This is a genomic window from Streptomyces sp. CA-146814 (assembly GCF_050942385.1).
Classification (GTDB): Bacteria; Actinomycetota; Actinomycetes; order Streptomycetales; family Streptomycetaceae; genus Streptomyces.
Genome location: NZ_CP192068.1, coordinates 5,205,187 through 5,223,627, shown reverse-complemented (window position 1 = coordinate 5,223,627; position 18,441 = coordinate 5,205,187). Strand labels below are relative to the sequence as shown.

Annotated in this window: 16 protein-coding genes; 9 read left to right on the top strand and 7 right to left on the bottom strand. The window is 70.6% G+C overall.

Annotated elements, in window-relative coordinates:
- Nucleotides 1-50: 50 nt before the first annotated feature.
- On the bottom strand, nucleotides 51-2,288 hold the full coding sequence (locus ACQP09_RS23530) for a transglycosylase domain-containing protein (protein ID WP_433402718.1): 2,238 nt from the start codon (nucleotides 2,286-2,288) through the stop codon (nucleotides 51-53).
- Between the two features lie 240 nt (nucleotides 2,289-2,528).
- On the opposite strand from ACQP09_RS23530, the gene ACQP09_RS23525 reads away from it, so the two are divergent.
- The 5 genes from ACQP09_RS23525 to ACQP09_RS23505 all read left to right on the top strand — a co-directional run bounded on the left by ACQP09_RS23525 (nucleotide 2,529) and on the right by ACQP09_RS23505 (nucleotide 7,467).
- Nucleotides 2,529-3,500 (top strand): SPFH domain-containing protein, encoded by a 972-nt coding sequence (locus ACQP09_RS23525; RefSeq protein ID WP_433402716.1) that lies wholly within the window; start codon nucleotides 2,529-2,531, stop codon nucleotides 3,498-3,500.
- Nucleotides 3,501-3,556: 56 nt separating this feature from the next.
- Nucleotides 3,557-3,772, top strand: coding sequence for a hypothetical protein (locus ACQP09_RS23520; protein ID WP_433406734.1), 216 nt, complete (start codon nucleotides 3,557-3,559; stop codon nucleotides 3,770-3,772).
- A gap of 88 nt (nucleotides 3,773-3,860) precedes the next feature.
- On the top strand, nucleotides 3,861-4,385 hold the full coding sequence (locus ACQP09_RS23515; RefSeq protein ID WP_355877218.1) for a PadR family transcriptional regulator: 525 nt from the start codon (nucleotides 3,861-3,863) through the stop codon (nucleotides 4,383-4,385).
- Entirely contained in the window at nucleotides 4,382-5,068 is a 687-nt protein-coding gene (locus ACQP09_RS23510; RefSeq protein WP_433402712.1) for an ABC transporter ATP-binding protein, read from the top strand. Before ACQP09_RS23515 ends, ACQP09_RS23510 begins: the two co-directional genes overlap by 4 nt.
- On the top strand, nucleotides 5,065-7,467 hold the full coding sequence (locus ACQP09_RS23505; RefSeq protein ID WP_433402709.1) for an FtsX-like permease family protein: 2,403 nt from the start codon (nucleotides 5,065-5,067) through the stop codon (nucleotides 7,465-7,467). Before ACQP09_RS23510 ends, ACQP09_RS23505 begins: the two co-directional genes overlap by 4 nt.
- 81 nt (nucleotides 7,468-7,548) lie before the next feature.
- Here the strand turns inward: ACQP09_RS23505 and ACQP09_RS23500 are convergent, their stop codons facing one another.
- Nucleotides 7,549-8,523: a hydrogen peroxide-inducible genes activator gene (locus ACQP09_RS23500; protein ID WP_433402706.1), complete on the bottom strand. Its 975-nt coding sequence runs from the start codon at nucleotides 8,521-8,523 to the stop codon at nucleotides 7,549-7,551.
- A gap of 133 nt (nucleotides 8,524-8,656) precedes the next feature.
- Here ACQP09_RS23500 and ACQP09_RS23495 point away from each other — a divergent pair, with 133 nt between their 5' ends.
- Both ACQP09_RS23495 and ACQP09_RS23490 read left to right on the top strand, forming a co-directional pair.
- Nucleotides 8,657-9,211 (top strand): peroxiredoxin, encoded by a 555-nt coding sequence (locus ACQP09_RS23495; RefSeq protein ID WP_007452441.1) that lies wholly within the window; start codon nucleotides 8,657-8,659, stop codon nucleotides 9,209-9,211.
- Between the two features lie 12 nt (nucleotides 9,212-9,223).
- On the top strand, nucleotides 9,224-9,757 hold the full coding sequence (locus tag ACQP09_RS23490) for an alkyl hydroperoxide reductase (RefSeq protein ID WP_018510280.1): 534 nt from the start codon (nucleotides 9,224-9,226) through the stop codon (nucleotides 9,755-9,757).
- 79 nt (nucleotides 9,758-9,836) lie between these two features.
- Here the strand turns inward: ACQP09_RS23490 and ACQP09_RS23485 are convergent, their stop codons facing one another.
- The 4 genes from ACQP09_RS23485 to ACQP09_RS23470 form a co-directional block, all read right to left on the bottom strand.
- A complete protein-coding gene (locus ACQP09_RS23485; protein ID WP_433402701.1) occupies nucleotides 9,837-11,246 on the bottom strand; it encodes an AI-2E family transporter in 1,410 nt (469 codons plus the stop codon).
- 119 nt (nucleotides 11,247-11,365) lie between these two features.
- Nucleotides 11,366-12,091: a transglycosylase SLT domain-containing protein gene (locus ACQP09_RS23480; protein WP_433402699.1), complete on the bottom strand. Its 726-nt coding sequence runs from the start codon at nucleotides 12,089-12,091 to the stop codon at nucleotides 11,366-11,368.
- A gap of 390 nt (nucleotides 12,092-12,481) precedes the next feature.
- Nucleotides 12,482-13,804, bottom strand: a complete 1,323-nt coding sequence (locus ACQP09_RS23475; protein WP_128847652.1) for a PhoH family protein — start codon at nucleotides 13,802-13,804, stop codon at nucleotides 12,482-12,484.
- 395 nt (nucleotides 13,805-14,199) lie between these two features.
- Nucleotides 14,200-14,961, bottom strand: a complete 762-nt coding sequence (locus tag ACQP09_RS23470) for an isoprenyl transferase (protein WP_432149036.1) — start codon at nucleotides 14,959-14,961, stop codon at nucleotides 14,200-14,202.
- A gap of 220 nt (nucleotides 14,962-15,181) precedes the next feature.
- On the opposite strand from ACQP09_RS23470, the gene mgrA reads away from it, so the two are divergent.
- The gene (mgrA, locus tag ACQP09_RS23465; RefSeq protein WP_433402695.1) at nucleotides 15,182-16,231 is read left to right on the top strand and encodes an L-glyceraldehyde 3-phosphate reductase; all 1,050 of its coding nucleotides are present in this window, start codon (nucleotides 15,182-15,184) and stop codon (nucleotides 16,229-16,231) included.
- Between the two features lie 407 nt (nucleotides 16,232-16,638).
- Nucleotides 16,639-17,817 carry a winged helix DNA-binding domain-containing protein gene (locus tag ACQP09_RS23460; RefSeq protein WP_433402693.1) on the top strand — a complete coding sequence of 393 codons (1,179 nt, stop codon included), beginning with the start codon at nucleotides 16,639-16,641 and terminating at the stop codon, nucleotides 17,815-17,817.
- 65 nt (nucleotides 17,818-17,882) lie between these two features.
- Here ACQP09_RS23460 and ACQP09_RS23455 read toward each other — a convergent pair whose 3' ends face one another.
- Nucleotides 17,883-18,326, bottom strand: a complete 444-nt coding sequence (locus ACQP09_RS23455) for a hypothetical protein (RefSeq protein WP_433402690.1) — start codon at nucleotides 18,324-18,326, stop codon at nucleotides 17,883-17,885.
- Nucleotides 18,327-18,441 lie beyond the last annotated feature (115 nt).

The window sequence follows — 18,441 nt, the reverse complement described above, 5'->3', positions numbered from 1 at the left end:
CGGCACCGCCCCTCTTCCCCGTCATGCGCTTCCACGTCATCCGCGCGGGATCAGTCCCCCAGGAAGCCGGGCCGCTCGCCCGGCTGCCCGTCGTCCTCGCCGGGCTCCGGCGGCAGCTCGGGGCTCTTCGTGGGCGGAACGGTCGGCGGCGTGATGGTCGGCGGCGTCGAAGGAGTCGGCGGCGACGACGGCGGCGGCGTCTCGCTGGGCGGCGTGCTCGGCGTCTTGGACGGCGTCTTCGACGGCGTGGGTTCCTCGGACGGGGTCGGCTCCTCCGACGGCGTCTTCGACGGCGTGGGCGGCGGCGGGACCTCGCCGCGCTCCACGTCCTGGAGGTCGAACTTCGCGTCCGAGCCGCCGCCGAGGGCGCCGAGCGTGTAGTCCGCCCAGATCCGGGCCGGGAAGCCACCGCCGTTGGCGCGGCCGGAGTTGGCCGTGCCGGTGAGGGAGACCTGCCGTCCGCCCTGGGGCGACTCGCCGAAGAGGGCCACGACCGTGGTCAGCTCGGGGGTGTACCCGGCGAACCAGGCCGACTTGTTCTCCTCCGAGGTGCCCGTCTTGCCGGCCGCCTGGTAGGCGGAGGTGTTGGCGGCGCTGCCGGAGCCGGACTCGACGACGCCGGTGAGCGCGGAGGTGACGGTGTCGGCCGAGGCGCGGCTGATCACCTGTTCCCGCTTGGGCGCCTCCGGCTTCACCGTGCGGTCGCGGTGCTCGGCGGACTGGAGGATGTGCGGGGTGATCTTGCGGCCGTGGTTGTCGAGGGTCGCGTAGACGCCGGCCATGTCCCAGGTGGAGGCGTTCATGGTGCCGAGGGTGACGGCGGGGCGCTCGGGGAAGTTCTTGTCCGGTACGCCGAGGGCGAGCGCGGTCCGCTTGGTGGCGGCGGGCGTCACGTCCACGATCATCTGCGCGAAGACGGAGTTGACCGAGCTGTTCATCGCCTTCTGCACGGAGATCGGACCGTAGCTGCGGTCGTCCTCGTTCTGCGGGGCGAAGTCGGTGTCGCCGCCGACGACGGGCCGCTTGCTGGTGCCGTCGTAGATCGTGTTGAGCCCGATCAGGTTGCCGTTCTGCGTCTCCGACTCGTTCTCCAGGGCGGCGGCGAGCACCAGCGGCTTGAAGGTGGAGGCCGGCTGGTAGTCCTGGCGGGTGGCGTTGTTGACGTAGTGCTTGACGTAGTCCTCGCCGCCGTACATCGCGAGGACCTTGCCGGTCTTCGGGTCGACGGAGGTGGCGCCGGCCTGGACGGTGGCGTCGACCTTGTTGCCGTCGCGGTCCAGCTGCGACTCCAGCTCCTTGTCCACCGACTTCTCCAGCTGCTGCTGGCGCTTCTTGTCGATGGTGAGCGTGAAGGTCCAGCCGCCGGACTCACGGTCCTCGGCGGAGATGCCCTGCTTGTCGAGCTCCTTGTTGACCGCCTCGACGAGATAGCCGGTCTGGCCCTCCATGCCCTTGGCCGGCTTCGGCTTCTGCGGGACCGGGAACTCCTGCTTCGCCCGCTCGGCCTCGCTCAGCCAGCCCATCTCGACCATGTTCTTCAGCGTGTAGGCCCAGCGGTCCTTCACGAGGCGCTTGCCGGTGTCGGTCGCGGTGGCCCAGTCGTACTGGCTCGGGGCCTGGAGGAGCGATGCGAGGTAGGCGCCCTGCGAGACGTTCAGGTCCTTGGCGTCGATGCCGTAGTACGCCTGGGCGGCCGCCTGGATGCCGCTGGCGCCGCGTCCGTAGTAGGCGGTGTTGATGTACCCGGCGAGGATCTGGCCCTTGGACTGGTCCTGGTCGACCTTGAGCGAGATCACCAGCTCCTGGAGCTTGCGGCTGATCGTCGGGTCCTGCGTCAGGTAGAAGTTCTTCACGTACTGCTGGGTGATCGTCGACCCGCCCTGCTTGCCCTTGCCGCTGACCGTGTTGAGCAGCGCGCGGGTCGTGCCCTTGAGGTCGATGCCGTCGTCCTCGTAGAAGGTCTTGTTCTCCGCGGCGACGAAGGTGTGCTGCACCTCCTTGGGCACCTGGGCCAGGTCGACGATCTGCCGGTTGACGTCGCCGTTGGACCGGGCGAGGAGCGTGCCGTCGCTGTACTGGTAGACGTTGCTCTGCCGCTGCGCCATGGCGTTCGGCGCGGGCACGTCGACGTACAGGTAGAGCGCGCCGAAGGCGCCCATGCCCAGCAGGACGATCCCGAAGAACGTGCCCAGCAACTTCTTCCACGTGAAGAGTCTGCGTATGCCGCCGCTCTTCGCAGCCCGGCGCGACTCCTGCGCCCGGGCTCGTCGCGCATCCGCTCGACCCATCGCTGTGTTGCTCCCGCTTCTCTGCTCGACCGGCTCGCTCGGTTCACCCGTTTCCGTTCAGACCTGCCAGCTAACACCGTCGGCAGGGACGAAAGGCAAGCGATCCGGCCTTTTCCGGACGTGACAATCAGCACCCGTTCCCTAGGGAACCGACTCCTGAGGGGTGCGCAAGGTTGCGAGAACCGTTAATGTGACATCACATTGATAGCGCGGCACGAGCCGCACGGAACGGGGGACCCCATGACCGGACAGCACGACGGACACCACCCGGACGCTTCGGCCGCCGCACTCGACATCGACGCCCCCGACATGCCCGAGCCGCAGGTCAGGGAGGTCACCGCCCATTCGATCCCCGGCGGGCTGGGGCTCCTGCTGACGGTGCTCGGGGTGTTCGCCGGGGTCGGTCTCGCCATCGTCGGCGGGGTGATCGGGGCGGGCGGCAACAACGCGGTCGGTGTCCCGCTCTTCATCCTCGGGGCGCTCCTGGTGATCACCTCGTTCTTCTGCATGAGCGGTGTGAAGATGGTCGCTCCGGGCGAGGCCCGGGTGATCCAGCTCTTCGGGCGGTACGTCGGCACCATCCGCACCGACGGACTGCGCTGGATCAACCCGCTGACCTCCAGCCAGAAGATCTCCACCCGGGTCCGCAACCACGAGACCGCCGTCCTCAAGGTCAACGACGCCTACGGCAACCCGATCGAGCTGGCCGCGATCGTCGTCTGGAAGGTCGAGGACACCGCGCAGGCGCTCTTCGAGGTCGACGACTTCCTGGAGTTCGTCGCCACCCAGACCGAGGCGGCCGTCCGGCACATCGCCATCGAGTATCCGTACGACGCCCACGAGGAGGACGGCCTCTCGCTGCGCGGCAACGCGGAGGAGATCACCGAGAAGCTGGCGATCGAGCTGACCGCCCGGGTGAAGGCGGCGGGCGTCCGGATCATCGAGTCCCGCTTCAGCCACCTCGCGTACGCCCCCGAGATCGCCTCCGCCATGCTCCAGCGCCAGCAGGCCGGCGCGGTCGTCGCGGCCCGCCAGCAGATCGTGGAGGGCGCGGTGGGCATGGTCGAGATGGCGCTGGCCCGGATCGCCGAGCAGGAGATCGTGGAGCTGGACTCCGAGCGGAAGGCCGCCATGGTGAGCAACCTGATGGTGGTGCTGTGCGGTGACCGCGCGGCCCAGCCGGTCCTCAATACGGGCAGCCTCTACCAGTGACCGGCGAGCCCCCGCCCCGGCGGACCCCGGCGGACCGGCCGCGGCAGCGCAAGCAGATGGTGCTGCGGCTGGACCCGGCGGTGCACGACGCGCTGGCCCGCTGGGCCTCCGACGAGCTGCGCAGCGCCAACGCGCAGATCGAGTTCCTGCTGCGCCGGGCGCTGAAGGAAGCGGGGCGGCTGCCGGGGGCGGCGGCACCGATCGCCCGCCGGGGCCGGCCGCCGAAACAGCCGCCGGAGGAGCTGGCCACCCCGCCCGCCCCCGACGCGTAGACAGCGCCCCTGGCCCGCGACCGCAGGCCAGGGGCGCTTTTCGGACCCGTATACACGGCAGGTATACACCACGTGTACAGTGCTGGGCATGTCTATCGGTCACACCCTCCTGGGCCTCCTGGAATCCGGCCCCCGCCACGGCTACGACCTGAAGCGGACCTTCGACGAGAAGTTCGGCCAGGACCGCCCGCTCCACTACGGCCAGGTCTACTCGACGATGTCCCGGCTCCTGAAGAACGGGCTCGTCGAGGTCGACGGCGTCGAGAGCGAGGGAGGGCCCGAGCGCAAGCGGTACGCCATCACGGACGCCGGGATCACCGATGTCTCGCGCTGGCTCATGCAGCCCGAGAAGCCGGAGCCGTACCTCCAGTCGACGCTCTACACCAAGGTCGTCCTGGCGCTGCTGACCGACCGCAGCGCCTCCGACCTGCTGGACTCCCAGCGCTCGGAGCACCTGCGGATGATGCGCGTCCTCACCGACCGCAAGCGCAAGGGCGACCTCGCCGACCAGCTGATCTGCGACCACGCCCTGTTCCACCTGGAAGCCGATCTGCGCTGGCTGGAACTGACCGCCGCCCGCCTCGGCCAGCTCGCCAAGGTGGTGGCCCCGTGATCCCCGACGGCTCCCTGCTCGCCGCGCACGACCTGCGCAAGACCTACGGTTCGACGCCCGCGCTGGACGGCGCCTCGTTCTCCGTGCACCCCGGCGAGGTCGTCGCCGTGATGGGCCCCTCCGGCTCCGGCAAGTCGACGCTGCTGCACTGTCTGGCCGGGATCATCACGCCGGACTCCGGCACCATCACCTACGCCGGCCGCGAGCTCTCCGCGATGTCGGACGCCGAGCGCAGCGCGTTGCGCCGCAGCGACTTCGGCTTCGTCTTCCAGTTCGGCCAGCTCGTGCCGGAGCTGACCTGCGTGGAGAACGTCGCACTGCCGCTGCGCCTCAACGGGGTGAAGCGCAAGGCCGCCGAGCGCACCGCCCGGGAGTGGATGGAGCGCCTGGAGGTCGACGACGTCGTCGCCAAGCGCCCCGGCGAGGTCTCCGGCGGCCAGGGCCAGCGCGTCGCCGTGGCCCGCGCGCTGGCGGCCTCCCCGAAGGTGATCTTCGCGGACGAGCCGACCGGCGCCCTGGACTCCCTCAACGGCGAGCGGGTGATGGAGCTGCTCACCGAGGCGGCCCGCTCCTCCAACGTGGCGGTCGTCCTGGTCACCCACGAGGCCCGGGTCGCCGCCTACTCCGACCGTGACGTCACCGTGCGCGACGGCCGGGCCCGCGACCTGGAGCACGCCGTATGACGCTGCTCGACTCCCGTACCGCCCCCGCCGCCGGGCAGGACCGCCCGCAGCCGCCCTCGCGCGGCGCGGCCACCCTCCGGGACCTCGGCCTCGGCATCCGGTTCGCCGCCGCCGGGGGGCGCGAGGGCTGGATCCGTACGCTGCTGACGGCGGTCGGCGTCGGCCTCGGGGTCGCGCTGCTGCTGCTCGCCTCCTCCGTTCCGCACATGCTCGACGAGCGCTCCGCCCGGGACCAGGCGCGCAGCGAGGCGCAGATCTCCGACTCGCCGGACACGAACGCGGCGAAGTCGGACACCTCGGTGGTCCGGATCAACACCACCACCGAGTACCACGACCGGACCATCGAGGGCTATCTGATGCGCGCCGACGGGACGGCGCCCGTCCGCCCGCCGGGCCTCGGCCGCTTCCCCGGGGCGGACGAGATGGTCGTCTCCCCGGCCCTCAAGGTGCTGCTCGCCGACCCCGGGAACAAGCTGCTGCGCGAGCGGCTGCCGTACGAGATCACCGGCGTGATCGGCGACGCCGGGCTGCGCTCACCCGGTGAACTCCTCTACTACGCGGGCAGCGACACCCTGACGCCCGCCTCGGGCGGCCACCGGATCGCCGGGTACGGGGACCCCCGCGAGGCCGATCCGCTGCCGCCGCTGCTGGTCGTGCTGACGGTCATGGTCTGTGTCGTGCTGCTGGTGCCGGTCGCGATCTTCATCGCCACCGCCGTGCGGTTCGGCGGCGACCGGCGCGACCGCAGGCTCGCCGCGCTGCGGCTGGTCGGCGCGGACATCCGCACGACCCGGCGCATCGCCGCCGGAGAGGCGCTGTTCGGCGCGGTCCTCGGGCTGCTGATCGGGCTGGCCTTCTTCCTGGTCGGGCGGCAGTTCGTCGGCGCGGTGGAGATCTGGGACGTCAGCGCGTTCCCGGCGGACCTGGTGCCGGATCCGCTGCTCGCTCTGCTGATCACCGTGGCGGTGCCGCTGACGGCCGTGCTGGTCACGCTGGTCGCGATGCGCTCGGTGGTGATCGAACCGCTCGGTGTCGTACGGCGTGGGCGCGACCGGGGCCGCCGGCTCTGGTGGCGACTGCTGATGCCGGCCGCCGGTCTGGCGGTGCTCGGCTTCACCGGCCGGGTCGACGAGTACACCTACGCCCCCGTCAATCCGTACCTCATCGCGACGGGTGCCGTGCTGGTGCTGGTCGGCCTCGCGCTGCTGCTGCCGTGGCTGGTGGAGGCGTGTGTCAACCGGCTGCGCGGCGGCCCGGTGCCGTGGCAACTGGCCACCCGCAGGCTCCAGTTGAGCAGCGGGGCCGCGTCCCGCGCGGTCAGCGGGGTCACGGTGGCGGTGGCCGGTGCGATCGCACTGCAGATGATGTTCGCCGCGATGAACGCCGACTTCAACCGGATGACCGGCCAGGACCCCACACGGGCCCAGTTCGCCGGGTACTCCGAGGACGTCACGGGCGAGGCGGCCACCGCGGCCATCGAGAAGTTCCGCGCCACCGAGGGGGTGGAGGTGGTGATCGGTTCCGTGCAGGCGTACGCGTCCAAGCCGGGGGTCTACGCCGAGGACGACGTCCCGCCCACCACCTCCGTCACCATCGGCACCTGCGAAACCCTGCGCGAGCTGGCCCGGATCACCGACTGCGAGGACGGCGACACCTTCGTCGTCCACCCGCCGGGCGACCAGGACATGTCCCACTGGATCGATCAGGCCGCCCGCAAGGGCAAGGTGGTCGAGATCGGCTCCGGGTACGGCAAGCCGCTGCGGTGGACGCTGCCCGCCGACTCCCCCACCGTGCTGGGCCGCAAGGACCCGATGGGCGAGACGCACCACGGGATCATGGCCACCACCGGCGCGATCGACGCGAGCACGCTGCCCGGCGCGCAGATCACCGCCCAGATCCGGGTCGACCGGAGCGTGCCGGACGTCGCCGAGCACGTACGGAACACGGCGGCCGGGATCGACCCCGGCATGCGGCTCGTCACGCTGGACTCGGTGGAGCGCGACCGGCAGTACGCCAGCATCCAGACCGGCCTCCAGGTCGGCGCGAGTGTGGTGCTGCTGCTGATCGCCGCCTCGATGCTGGTCTCCCAGCTGGAGCAACTGCGTGAGCGGAAGCGACTGTTGTCGGTGCTGGTCGCCTTCGGCACCCGGCGTACGACGCTGAGCTGGTCGGTCCTGTGGCAGACCGCCGTGCCCGTGGTCCTCGGCCTCGTGGTGGCGGTCGCGGGCGGGCTGGGACTCGGCGCGACGCTCGCCTGGATGATCCGCAAGAGCGTCTCCGACTGGTGGCTGTTCCTGCCGCTGACGGGGGCCGGTGCGGGGCTGATCCTGCTGGTGACGGCGTTGTCGCTGCCGTCGCTGTGGCGGCTGATGCGGCCGGACGGGCTGCGGACGGAGTAGCGGGAGCGGGCCGGTGCGGCCAGGGGAAACCCCCGGGCCGGTGCGGCCAGGGGAAACCCTCCTGGCCGCACCGGCCTTCGCTCATACAACCCGTACCGGCAGCGGCTCCATCGCCCCGCGCAGCGCGGCGCCGAACTCCTCGAACTCGCCGCCCCGCGCGGAGCCCGTACGCATCGCCAGCGCCACCCGCCGGGTCGGGGCCGGGTGGGCGAAGTAGCCGGTGGCCAGGGCGTCGTTGCGGGCGGTCTCCACCGTGACGGCGGTGCGCGGCAGCAGCGTCACCCCGAGCCCGCCCGCCACCAGCTGCACGAGGGTGGAGAGCCCGGCGGCGGTCGTGGTGACCGGCGCCCCCTGCGTACGCCCGGCCTCCCGGCAGATGTCCAGGGCCTGGTCGCGCAGGCAGTGGCCCTCGTCCAGGAGGAGCAGCGGCAGCTCGCGCAGCGCGTCGCGCGGGATGTCGGCGCGGCCGCCGAGCCAGTGGTCCTGCTCCATGACCAGCACGAAGTCCTCGTCGAAGAGCGGGATCTCGCTCACTCCGGGGACCCCGAGCGGCACGGCGAGGAGCAGCAGGTCAAGCCTTCCGGCGGCGAGCCCCTCCAGCAGTGACGAGGTCTGCTCCTCGTGGACCTGGAGGTCGAGGTCCGGGTAGCGGTCGTGGACCAGCCGGAGCACGGTCGGCAGGAGGTACGGGGCGACGGTCGGGATCACGCCGAGCCGGAGCACTCCGGTGAACGGCGCGCGGGCGGCCTCCGCCTCCTCCATCAGCGCGGCGACGGCTTCCAGCACGACGCCGGCCCGCACCGCGAGCCGCTCACCGGCCGGGGAGAGCAGCACCTTGCGCGTCGTACGCTCGATGAGCTGGACACCCAGTGCCTCCTCCAGGGTGGAGACGGCTCCGGAGAGTGCCGGCTGACTCATCCCGATTGCTGCCGCCGCGTCCCGGAAGTGCAGATGTTCCGCCACGGCCGCGAAGGCGCGCAGCTGCGACAGGCTGGGCTGTTTCGCGGACTGCCTGGCCGGCTTCTGAGGGCGTATGCCCGGTTTTCCCTGGCCCACTGATAGGCACCTCCGATCATCACGACCGAGTGTAGCTATTTCCCTGATCAATGCACTCTGTGCCAAGGTGGATCACGTCCAACCCTCAGGAACTCCCCCAAAAAGGGAGTTCCAGACGCTGCAAGGAGAGCGCGTGCTCACTGTCGGTGACAAGTTCCCCGAGTTCGACCTGACCGCTTGTGTTTCGCTGGAGAGCGGCAAGGAGTTCGAGCAGATCAACCACAAGACCTACGAGGGCAAGTGGAAGATCGTCTTCGCGTGGCCGAAGGACTTCACCTTCGTGTGCCCCACCGAGATCGCCGCCTTCGGCAAGCTGAACGAGGAGTTCGCCGACCGGGACGCCCAGGTCCTCGGCTTCTCCGGTGACTCCGAGTTCGTGCACCACGCCTGGCGCAAGGACCACCCGGACCTGACCGACCTGCCCTTCCCGATGCTGGCCGACTCGAAGCACGAGCTCATGCGTGACCTCGGCATCGAGGGCGAGGACGGCTTCGCGCAGCGCGCCGTCTTCATCGTCGACCAGAACAACGAGATCCAGTTCACGATGGTGACCGCCGGTTCCGTGGGCCGTAACCCCAAGGAGGTCCTGCGGGTCCTCGACGCGCTCCAGACCGACGAGCTGTGCCCGTGCAACTGGACCAAGGGCGAGAACACCCTCGACCCCGTCGCGCTCCTCTCGGGCGAGTGAGCTGATACGGACATGGCACTCGACGAACTGAAGTCCGCCATACCGGACTTCGCCAAGGACCTGAAGCTGAACCTCGGTTCGGTCATCGGCAACAGCGACCTCCCGAAGCAGCAGCTGTGGGGCACCGTGCTGGCCTGCGCGATCGCCTCGCGCTCGCCGAAGGTGCTGCGCGAGCTGGAGCCCGAGGCGAAGGCCAACCTCTCGCCGGAGGCGTACACCGCGGCGAAGTCGGCGGCCGCGATCATGGCGATGAACAACGTCTTCTACCGGACCCGGCACCTGCTGTCGGACCCGGAGTACGGCACGCTCCGCGCGGGCCTGCGGATGAACGTCATCGGCAACCCGGGCGTGGAGAAGGTCGACTTCGAGCTGTGGTCGCTCGCCGTCTCCGCGATCAACGGCTGCGGCCAGTGCCTGGACTCCCACGAGCAGGTGCTCCGCAAGGCCGGAGTGGACCGCGAGACCATCCAGGAGGCCGTCAAGGTCGCCTCGGTGATCCAGGCGGTCGGTGTGACCCTCGACGCCGAGGCCGTACTCGCCGAGTAGTCACCCGCACCACCCCTGATACGAGGAAGAGCCCCGAGGACGACCGACCGTCCTCGGGGCTCTTCTTCTGCTGTTCCGCCTACGGCTGCTTCTCCGGCGGCTCATCCTGCGACGGGTCCCGGCCCTCCGGCGGATCGGGGAACACGACCGGGGTGACCGGCTCGGGTGGCGGCCCTTCCAGCACCGCGTCCGGGGCGGCCGGTGGCCCGGTCGGCGCGACCCCCAGCGCGGTGGCCCCGTGCTGGCCTCCGACCGTGCGCGGGGCACCGTAGGACCGCAGGTAGACGACCACCGTATTGGTGACCGCGACCAGCGGTACGGCGACCACCGCGCCGCCGATGCCCGCGACCAGGCCGCCCGTCGCCACCGCGAGGACCACGGCCAGCGGATGGACCCGGACCGCCCGGCCGAGGATGAACGGCTGGAGGATGTGGCCCTCGATCTGCTGCACCGCGAGCACCACCACCAGCACCATCAGCGCGGTGAACACGCCTTCGGTGACCAGCGCGACGACCACCGCCAGCGCTCCGGAGACCACGGCGCCGAGCAGCGGGATGAAGGCGAACAGGAAGATGAACACGGCCAGCGGCACCGCGAGCGGCACATTGAGGAAGTAGAGGCCGAGGCCGATGAAGATGGCGTCGATCAGGGCGACCAGCACCGTGCCGCGTACGTAGGCGGTCAGCGTCCGCCAGGCGCGCGGCCCGGCCCCCGCGACGCCGGGACGGGCCGCGGCGGGCACCAGCTTCAGCGACCACTCCCAGATGCGGCGGCCGTCGTAGAGCAGGAAGAGCGTGGAGAACATCGCCAGCAGCAGGCCGGTGAGGAACTCCACCATGAAGGTGACGCCCTGGAGGCCGGCGGAGGTGATCTCCTCCGTGTTGGTGCCGATGGTGTCGTTGAGGTTCTTGGCGATGTCGTTGATCTGCGACTCGGTGACGTGGAAGGGGCTGTCCAGCAGCCAGCGCTTCAACTCGTCGATGCCGTCGAGGACCCGGTCGGAGAGCGTGTCGAGGTTCTCCATCACCTGCCACACCACGAACCAGCCGACCAGGCCGATGATGACGAACCCGAGCACGGCCGTGACGGCGGTGGCGAGCCCGTGCGGCAGCCCGTACCGCTTGAGCCGGACGACGGTCGGCTGGAGCATCGCGGTGACGAGCAGCGCGGCGGAGAAGGCGAGGACGACCAACTGGACGGCGCTGATCACCTGCATCAGCACCCAGAGCGTCCCGGCGAGGACGAGCAGCCGCCACCCCGCCTCGGCCGCAACCCGCATCCCCCACGGAATCGCGGCGACCGGGTCGGGTTTGGCGGCGACGGAGGGGGCGTACGTGGGGGGCGCGGGAACCTGTCCGGAATCCGCGGCGTCCGGGGACCCATGAGGGTCGTCGTCGCCGTGGGCACGCTCCCGGCGCTCTTCCAGGCGTGCGCCCAGCTCCGTCAGTTCGGACCCGAAGCGGCCCAGCCAGCCTGGCAGTTTTGACATGTCTCTTTCCCTTCCCCCAACTTCGCTCCCCAGCGCTGCCAGGTTCGCCGGATGCGACCGTACACGCGCGAAGCCCCCCACCGCGTGCGCGGTGGGGGGCTTCGGGAGAGCCGGAAGCTCTAGTACCAGTTGTTGGCCTGCCAGAAGGACCAGGCGCCGCACGGGGAGCCGTAGCGGCTGTCCATGTAGCTGAGGCCCCACTTGATCTGGGTGGCCGGGTTGGTCTGCCAGTCGGCGCCGGCGGAGGACATCTTGTGGCCCGGGAGGGCCTGCATCAGTCCGTACGCGCCGGAGGACGGGTTGACCGCCTGGTAGTTCCAGGTGGACTCGTGGTCCACGATGTTGCTGAAGCACTGGAACTGGTCCGCGGGAACCATCTGGCGGGCCATCGCCTGGACCTCGGACACGGAGTACGAGCCCTGCGCGGAGAACGAGGAGGCGTCGCGGACGGAGGACCGGCTGGCGCGCTCGGCCTCTTCCTTCTTCTCCTTCTCCGCCTTCTCCTCGGCCAGCCGCTCGGCCTCGGCCTTCGCCTCGGCCGCCGCCTTCTTGGACTTGGCGTCCTTGGCGGCCTGGAGACGGGCGGACTCCTCGGCCGACTTCTTCGCGACGGCTTCGGCCGCGGATGCCTGGGCATCGGCCTGCTGCGTCAGCGAAGCGATCTGGACCTGGGCCTGCTGGCCCGCGGGGATGTCTGCGAGCAGCGTGGTGTCGGCTGCGGCAGCCTCGAAGTTGTTGTCGTCGGCGGCAGGTGCGCCGCCCGCAGCAACGCCTACGACGGCGCCGACGGTGGTGACCGCGGTGGCAGATGCCACGGCGAACCCCCGGACCGAGATCCGGCTCACATGGTGTCCTTCCAGCATCGTCCGCTTAGGTGACCTCGCGGGCGCGTTCGTGCCCCTGGCACTGGCCTCCCTACTGCGTGGGTCACGGGAGGCACGGGCCCGATGGGCAACCCCGGTGAAGGAGTCGCCGCGTGGTACTCGCGGGCGGCATACGGCGGTTACGTGTGGAGTTGTGTGGTGCGTGGCGCCTCTGGAGGTGCCCAAGTGCCGTATGCGGGGCCTGACGGAAGCAAGACTCTGCCGGACGGGGATGCCACGGGGCAATTCTGTGTTGCGTGGGAAAGGTCACACCCCGTTTGGGTCATCCGTTTGACGGAAATGACGGCGCAACACAAGGCCGCCCGGCTAAGCTCTTTGGCTCGCCGGGCGGCACGAACAAGGACATGCAGGTCAGATGTGGCCTTCCTCCAGCATTTCGGTCACCAGTGCGGCGATCTGGGAACGCTCCGAACGCGTGAGCGTCACATGCGCGAAGAGCGGATGACCCTTCAGCTTCTCGACCACGGCGACGACTCCGTCGTACCGGCCGACCCGGAGGTTGTCCCGCTGGGCCACGTCATGGGTGAGCACGACGCGCGAATTCGCCCCGATCCGGGACAACACGGTCAGCAGCACGTTCCGTTCGAGGGACTGCGCCTCGTCCACGATCACGAACGCGTCGTGGAGCGAGCGGCCGCGGATGTGGGTGAGCGGCAGGACCTCCAGCATCCCGCGCCCCAGCACCTCCTCGATAACCTCGCGCCCGGCGACCGCCGAGAGCGTGTCGAAGACCGCCTGCGCCCAGGGGCTCATCTTCTCGGCCTCGCTGCCGGGGAGATAGCCGAGCTCCTGGCCGCCCACCGCGTACAGCGGGCGGAAGACCATCACCTTCTTGTGCTGCTGACGCTCCAGCACCGCCTCCAGGCCGGCGCAGAGCGCGAGCGCCGACTTCCCGGTGCCGGCCCGGCCGCCCAGCGAGACGATGCCGACGTCCTGGTCGAGCAGCAGGTCCAGGGCGATCCGCTGCTCGGCGCTGCGGCCGTGGATGCCGAAGGCCTCCCGGTCGCCGCGCACGAGGCGCACATTGCCCTCCGCCGTCACCCGGCCCAGCGCCTTGCCGCGCTCCGACTGGAGGACGAGCCCGGTGTGGACGGGCAGCTCGGCGGCCTCGGGGACGTACAGCGTCTCCTCGGTGAAGAGCAGGTCGACCTGCTCGCCGGAGAGGGACAGTTCGGTCATCCCGGTCCAGCCGGAGTCGGTGATGGCCAGCTCGGCGCGGTACTCCTCGGCGAGCAGGCCGACCGAGGAGGCCTTGATCCGCAGGGGCAGGTCCTTGGAGACGACCGTGACGTCGTACCCCTCCGCCTGGAGGTTGCGCGCGACCGCGAGAATCCGTGAGTCGTTGTCCCCCAGCCGGTAGCCGGCGGGCAGGACGCCGGGGTCGGAGTGGTTGAGTTCGACGCGGAGCGTCCCGCCCAGATCCCCGAGCGGGATCGGGGCGTCCAGCCGGCCGTACCGGATCCGGAAGTCGTCCAGCAGGCGCAGGGCCTGCCGGGCGAAGTATCCGAGCTCCGGATGGTGCCGTTTGGCCTCCAGCTCCGTGACCACCACGATCGGCAGCACGACTTCGTGCTCGTCGAAGCGGGCCATGGCTCCGGGATCGGCCAGCAGGACGCTGGTGTCGAGAACGTATGTGCGCCTGTCGGGCATGCGGCGCTTGCTACTGGTCACCACGGAAGGACGTACCCCCTCGGACGAGGTCGGGGAGTGCGACGGACGGTCGCGGAGCTTCCCGAAAGGAGAGGACGGACCGGGATCGGGCCCCTGCACGCGGGCCGGACCACGGCCACCACGTCGGCCGCAGGCTGTCTGCGTCCACGGCTACGGGCCTTCGTGCGCAAAGGGCCTCCCGGGCGAGCGGACTGGGTGCCGCTCACTTGGTTGCGACATCCGCCTGGTTGGTGACCGGATGTCGACCTGCCAGGGGTATTCCCTTTTCAGCCCGAAGCCATGCCGCTGCATATGACACGGTGTGGAGAAGTCCCGGTGGACGCGCGATGACGCTCCATATACGCGATGACTCCCCTTATATAGGGGAGTCATCGGGCCGTACGGGTGAAGGGGCCGGTTCAGGCCCCGTAGCGCCGGTGGCGGGCGGCGTAGTCGCGCAGGGCCCGCAGGAAGTCGACCTTCCGGAAGGCCGGCCAGAAGACCTCGCAGAAGTAGTACTCCGAATGGGCGCTCTGCCAGAGCATGAAGCCCGACAGACGCTGCTCGCCGCTGGTGCGGATCACCAGGTCGGGGTCGGGCTGGCCACGGGTGTAGAGGTGCTCGGAGATCAGGTCGGTGGAGACGATCTCCGCCAGCTCCTCGAAGGTCGTACCGCGCTCCGAGTGCTCCAGGAGCAGCGAGCGCACGGCGTCCGCGATCTCCTGGCGGCCGCCGTAGCCGACGGCGACGTTGACGATTATCCCGTCGACATGGGACGTCGACTGCTCGGCCTCCTTGAGCACCGTCTGCGTCCCGGCGGGCAGCAGGTCGAGCGTGCCCACGTGGTGGACGCGCCAGCGGCCGTCGGCGGCGAGGTTGCGCACGGTGTTCTCGATGATGCCGAGGAGCGGTTTCAGCTCGTGTTCGGGCCGGTCGAAGTTGTCCGTGGAGAGCATCCAGAGGGTGACGACCTCGACATCGGTCTCGCTGCACCAGCCGAGCAGCTCGGAGATCTTGTCCGCGCCGGCCTGGTGGCCCTGCACGGCCGAGCCGCCGGACGCCTTCGCCCACCGGCGGTTGCCGTCGAGGATGACCCCGATGTGCTTCGGCACCTGATCGTGGTCCAGGCGGCCTTCCACCCGGCGCGCGTAGAGCCTGTACACCAGGTCGCGGAAGTTCACTGAGTTCACCCTCTCGGTTCCGTACGGGCCCGGGGCCCGCCCTCCCCGTCGCCGGGGGTCGTCCGGGGTCAGCCCCCGCAAGGGAACGCCGCGCGGTCCGCACGGACCCGCGCGGGTATGAGCCGCGCCACACGTCGGCTTTCCCGAAGCCGCCACATTACTGCGATCGGGTCACGGGGGCCCAACCCGGTCTGTCACAACTCCGTGATAAGGAGGGAAAGTGACTGATTACCTCTCCCCAGAGCTCTACTACCGCGCTGCGGATTCGCGCTACGACACCATGGAGTACCGCCGCACCGGCCGCAGCGGCCTCAAGCTGCCCGCCCTCTCGCTGGGCCTGTGGCACAACTTCGGCGACGACCGTTCGCTGGACTCCCAGCGGGCGATCCTGCGCCGCGCCTTCGATCTCGGGGTGACGCACTTCGACCTGGCGAACAACTACGGCCCGCCGCCCGGCTCGGCCGAGCTGAACTTCGGCAAGCTCTTCGCCCAGGATTTCGCTCCGTACCGGGACGAACTGGTCCTTTCCACCAAGGCCGGCTATCTGATGCACCCCGGCCCGTACGGCGAGTGGGGTTCGCGGAAGTACCTGCTGTCCTCGCTCGACGCCTCGCTCAAGCGGATGGGCGTGGAGTACGTCGACATCTTCTACTCGCACCGCTTCGACCCGCACACCCCGCTGGAGGAGACGATGGGCGCGCTGGCGTCCGCCGTCCAGCAGGGCAAGGCGCTGTACGTCGGTGTCTCCTCGTACAACGCCGAGCAGACGGCGGAGGCGGCCGGGCTGCTGCGGGAGATGGGCGTCCCGGCCCTGATCCACCAGCCGTCCTACGCCATGATCAACCGCTGGATCGAGGACGACGGCCTGCTCGACACCCTGGAGGCGGCCGGCATGGGCTGCATCTCCTTCGTGCCGCTCGCCCAGGGGCTGCTCACGAACAAGTACCTGAAGGGCATCCCGGAGGGCTCGCGCGCCACCCAGGGCAAGTCGCTGGACCCGGGCCTGCTCTCGGACGAGGTCCTGCGCCGGCTGCGCGGCCTGAACGACATCGCGCAGGGCCGCGGCCAGTCGCTCGCCCAGCTGGCCATCGCATGGGTGCTGCGCGACAGCCGGATGACGTCGGCGCTGATCGGAGCGTCGAGCGTGAAGCAGCTGGAGGAGAACGTGGCGGCGCTGGCCGGTCCGGCGCTGACGGCGGCGGAGCTGAAGGAGATCGACACCTTCGCGGTGGACACCGAGGGCACGAACATCTGGGCGGGGCGCGGCTGACAGCGGGTCAGGGGCCTCGGCGGGGCGGGCGTCAGGTGTGGCGGAGCGGCGCCGGGGCCGGCCCAGAAAAAACGGGCCGGTCCGTGGGGGGGGATACGGACCGGCCCGAGGGGGGGTTTCCACCATAACCCTTCGTAAGTCCTGACGCGTGCCACGCCACTCCACAACTACTCTCCGGATTCACCGGACTCCGTAAGGGGCCGGTCGGAGGCGCTGCGGACGCCTGGCGCGGGCCCGGATTCGTCCCCGGTATCGAGGGGGCGCGGAGCGGCACGGGCTTGACGCCACGCGGTGTGAAGCGCCACGCGGTGTGAAGCGCCACGGGGTGTGAAGCGCCACGGGGTGCGTGGCGACTCTCCGCGCAATTGCGGACAGGGGTTGTCCTGCTGAGCTTCTAGGTTCGTCCTATGACGAGCCGAGCCCGTAGGACCGTGACCGTGAGCTGGCCCGAGGCGAACGCCCGGAGGCTGGCCCGCCAGCACCTGTCGGGCCCCGCGCCCGGCCTCTCCCCCGCCGACGCGGCCGGCGCGATGCTCGGTGCGCACGCCCAGGTGCTGTCGGCGGCCGAGCTGTCGGTGGGGCTGCGCGGCGAGGGGCTGACGCGCGCGGACGTGCGTACGGCGCTGTGGGCCGACGACCCGGCCCGGCGGACCCTGGTCAAGACGTTCGGGCCGCGCGGCACGGTCCATCTGCTGCCGGCGGCCGACCTGCCGCTGTGGACCGGCGCGCTCTCCGCCGTACCGACCGGCCCGAACCCGTTCCCCAAGGACACCCGGATGACCCCGGACCAGGTGGAGGAGGTCGTGACGGCGATCGGGGCGGCGCTGACCGGGGCGGAGCTGACGGTCGACGAGCTCTCCGAGGAGGTCGTCGCGCGGACCGGGCCGTGGGCCGGGGACCTGGTGATGCCCGGCTTCCAGGCGATGTGGCCGCGCTGGCGGCAGGTCCTTCACCTGGCGGGACACCGGGGCGCGCTCGCCTACGCGCCGAACCGGGGCCGCCGGGCGACCTACACCAACCCCGGGTACACCCCCTTGCCGGGCGCGGAGGCGCAGGCGGCGCTGGTGGAGCGGTACCTGTACGCGTACGGTCCGGCCACTCCGGCCCACTTCGCCCGCTGGCTCGCCGCGCCGAAGCGGTGGGCGGACGGGCTGTTCGCCTCGCTGGCCGGTTCCGGCGCGATCGAGGAGGTGGCGTTCGCGGAGGCCGGGCCCGCCTGGGTGGTGGCGGGCGACACGGACTTCCCGGCCGGTCCGGTACGGGGCGTGCGCCTGCTCCCGTACTTCGACGCGTTCGCCATCGCCTCGCAGCCCCGCGAGCGGCTCTTCCCCGGCCGGGCGTACGAGCGTGCGCTCGGCGGCGGGCAGGCGGGGAACTACCCGGTGCTGCTGGTGGACGGCACGGTGGCGGGCGTCTGGCACCAGCGCCGCTCGGGCCGGCGGATCGCGGTGACGGTGGAGCCGCTGGAGCCGCTGTCGGCGGCGCGGCTGCGGGCGCTGGAGGACGAGGTGGAGCGGGTGGGGGCGGTCATGGAGGGGCGGGCGGAGCTGACGGTGGGGACGGTGTCGGTGGGGCCGCACGCATAGGAGGCGTACGCGTAGAAGTGGTACGCGTAGAAGGCGTACGCGTGGAGGGCTCCCGGCCGGCGCTCTCAGTGCGGGTGGAAGCGGACCGCCAGGGTGTCTCCCGCCGCGACCACGAAGTCGCCCTGCTCGCAGCGGATGACCGCCTCGTGGACCTCGCCGTTGCCGTCTCTGCGCTCCAGCGTGCCGACGACCGTCCAGGCACCCCCGTACGGCACGGGTGGCAGCTGCGTCAGCGGGGCGTGCTGCCACTGGTTGGCCGGTACGCACCAGTCCGGCAGCAGCGGCCAGGTGCCCGGGGTGACGCGTAACGTCCAGTCGGAGGTGCAGGTCAGCAGCACGGACTGGTCCCGGTCGATCACGAACTCCACAGCCTCCGGCTCACCCGCGCGCCCTTCGGGCCGGTAGAAGACCCCGTGCACGGCAGTGATCCGGGACCCCGTGAGCCAGTCGGCGTTGCCGCTCCGGGTGCGTCCGGCCGGAGCTCCGTACTCTTCCCTCTCCACCCTCATGGCCGCTCCCCGTCTCCCTCGCTGGGCCTGCTCCCGCTGAGTAGGACGGCTGCTCGTGCGATCGCGTTGCCTGGCGGGCAAGGCTGAACTGGCGTCCGGGGTAGGCAGGTTGACA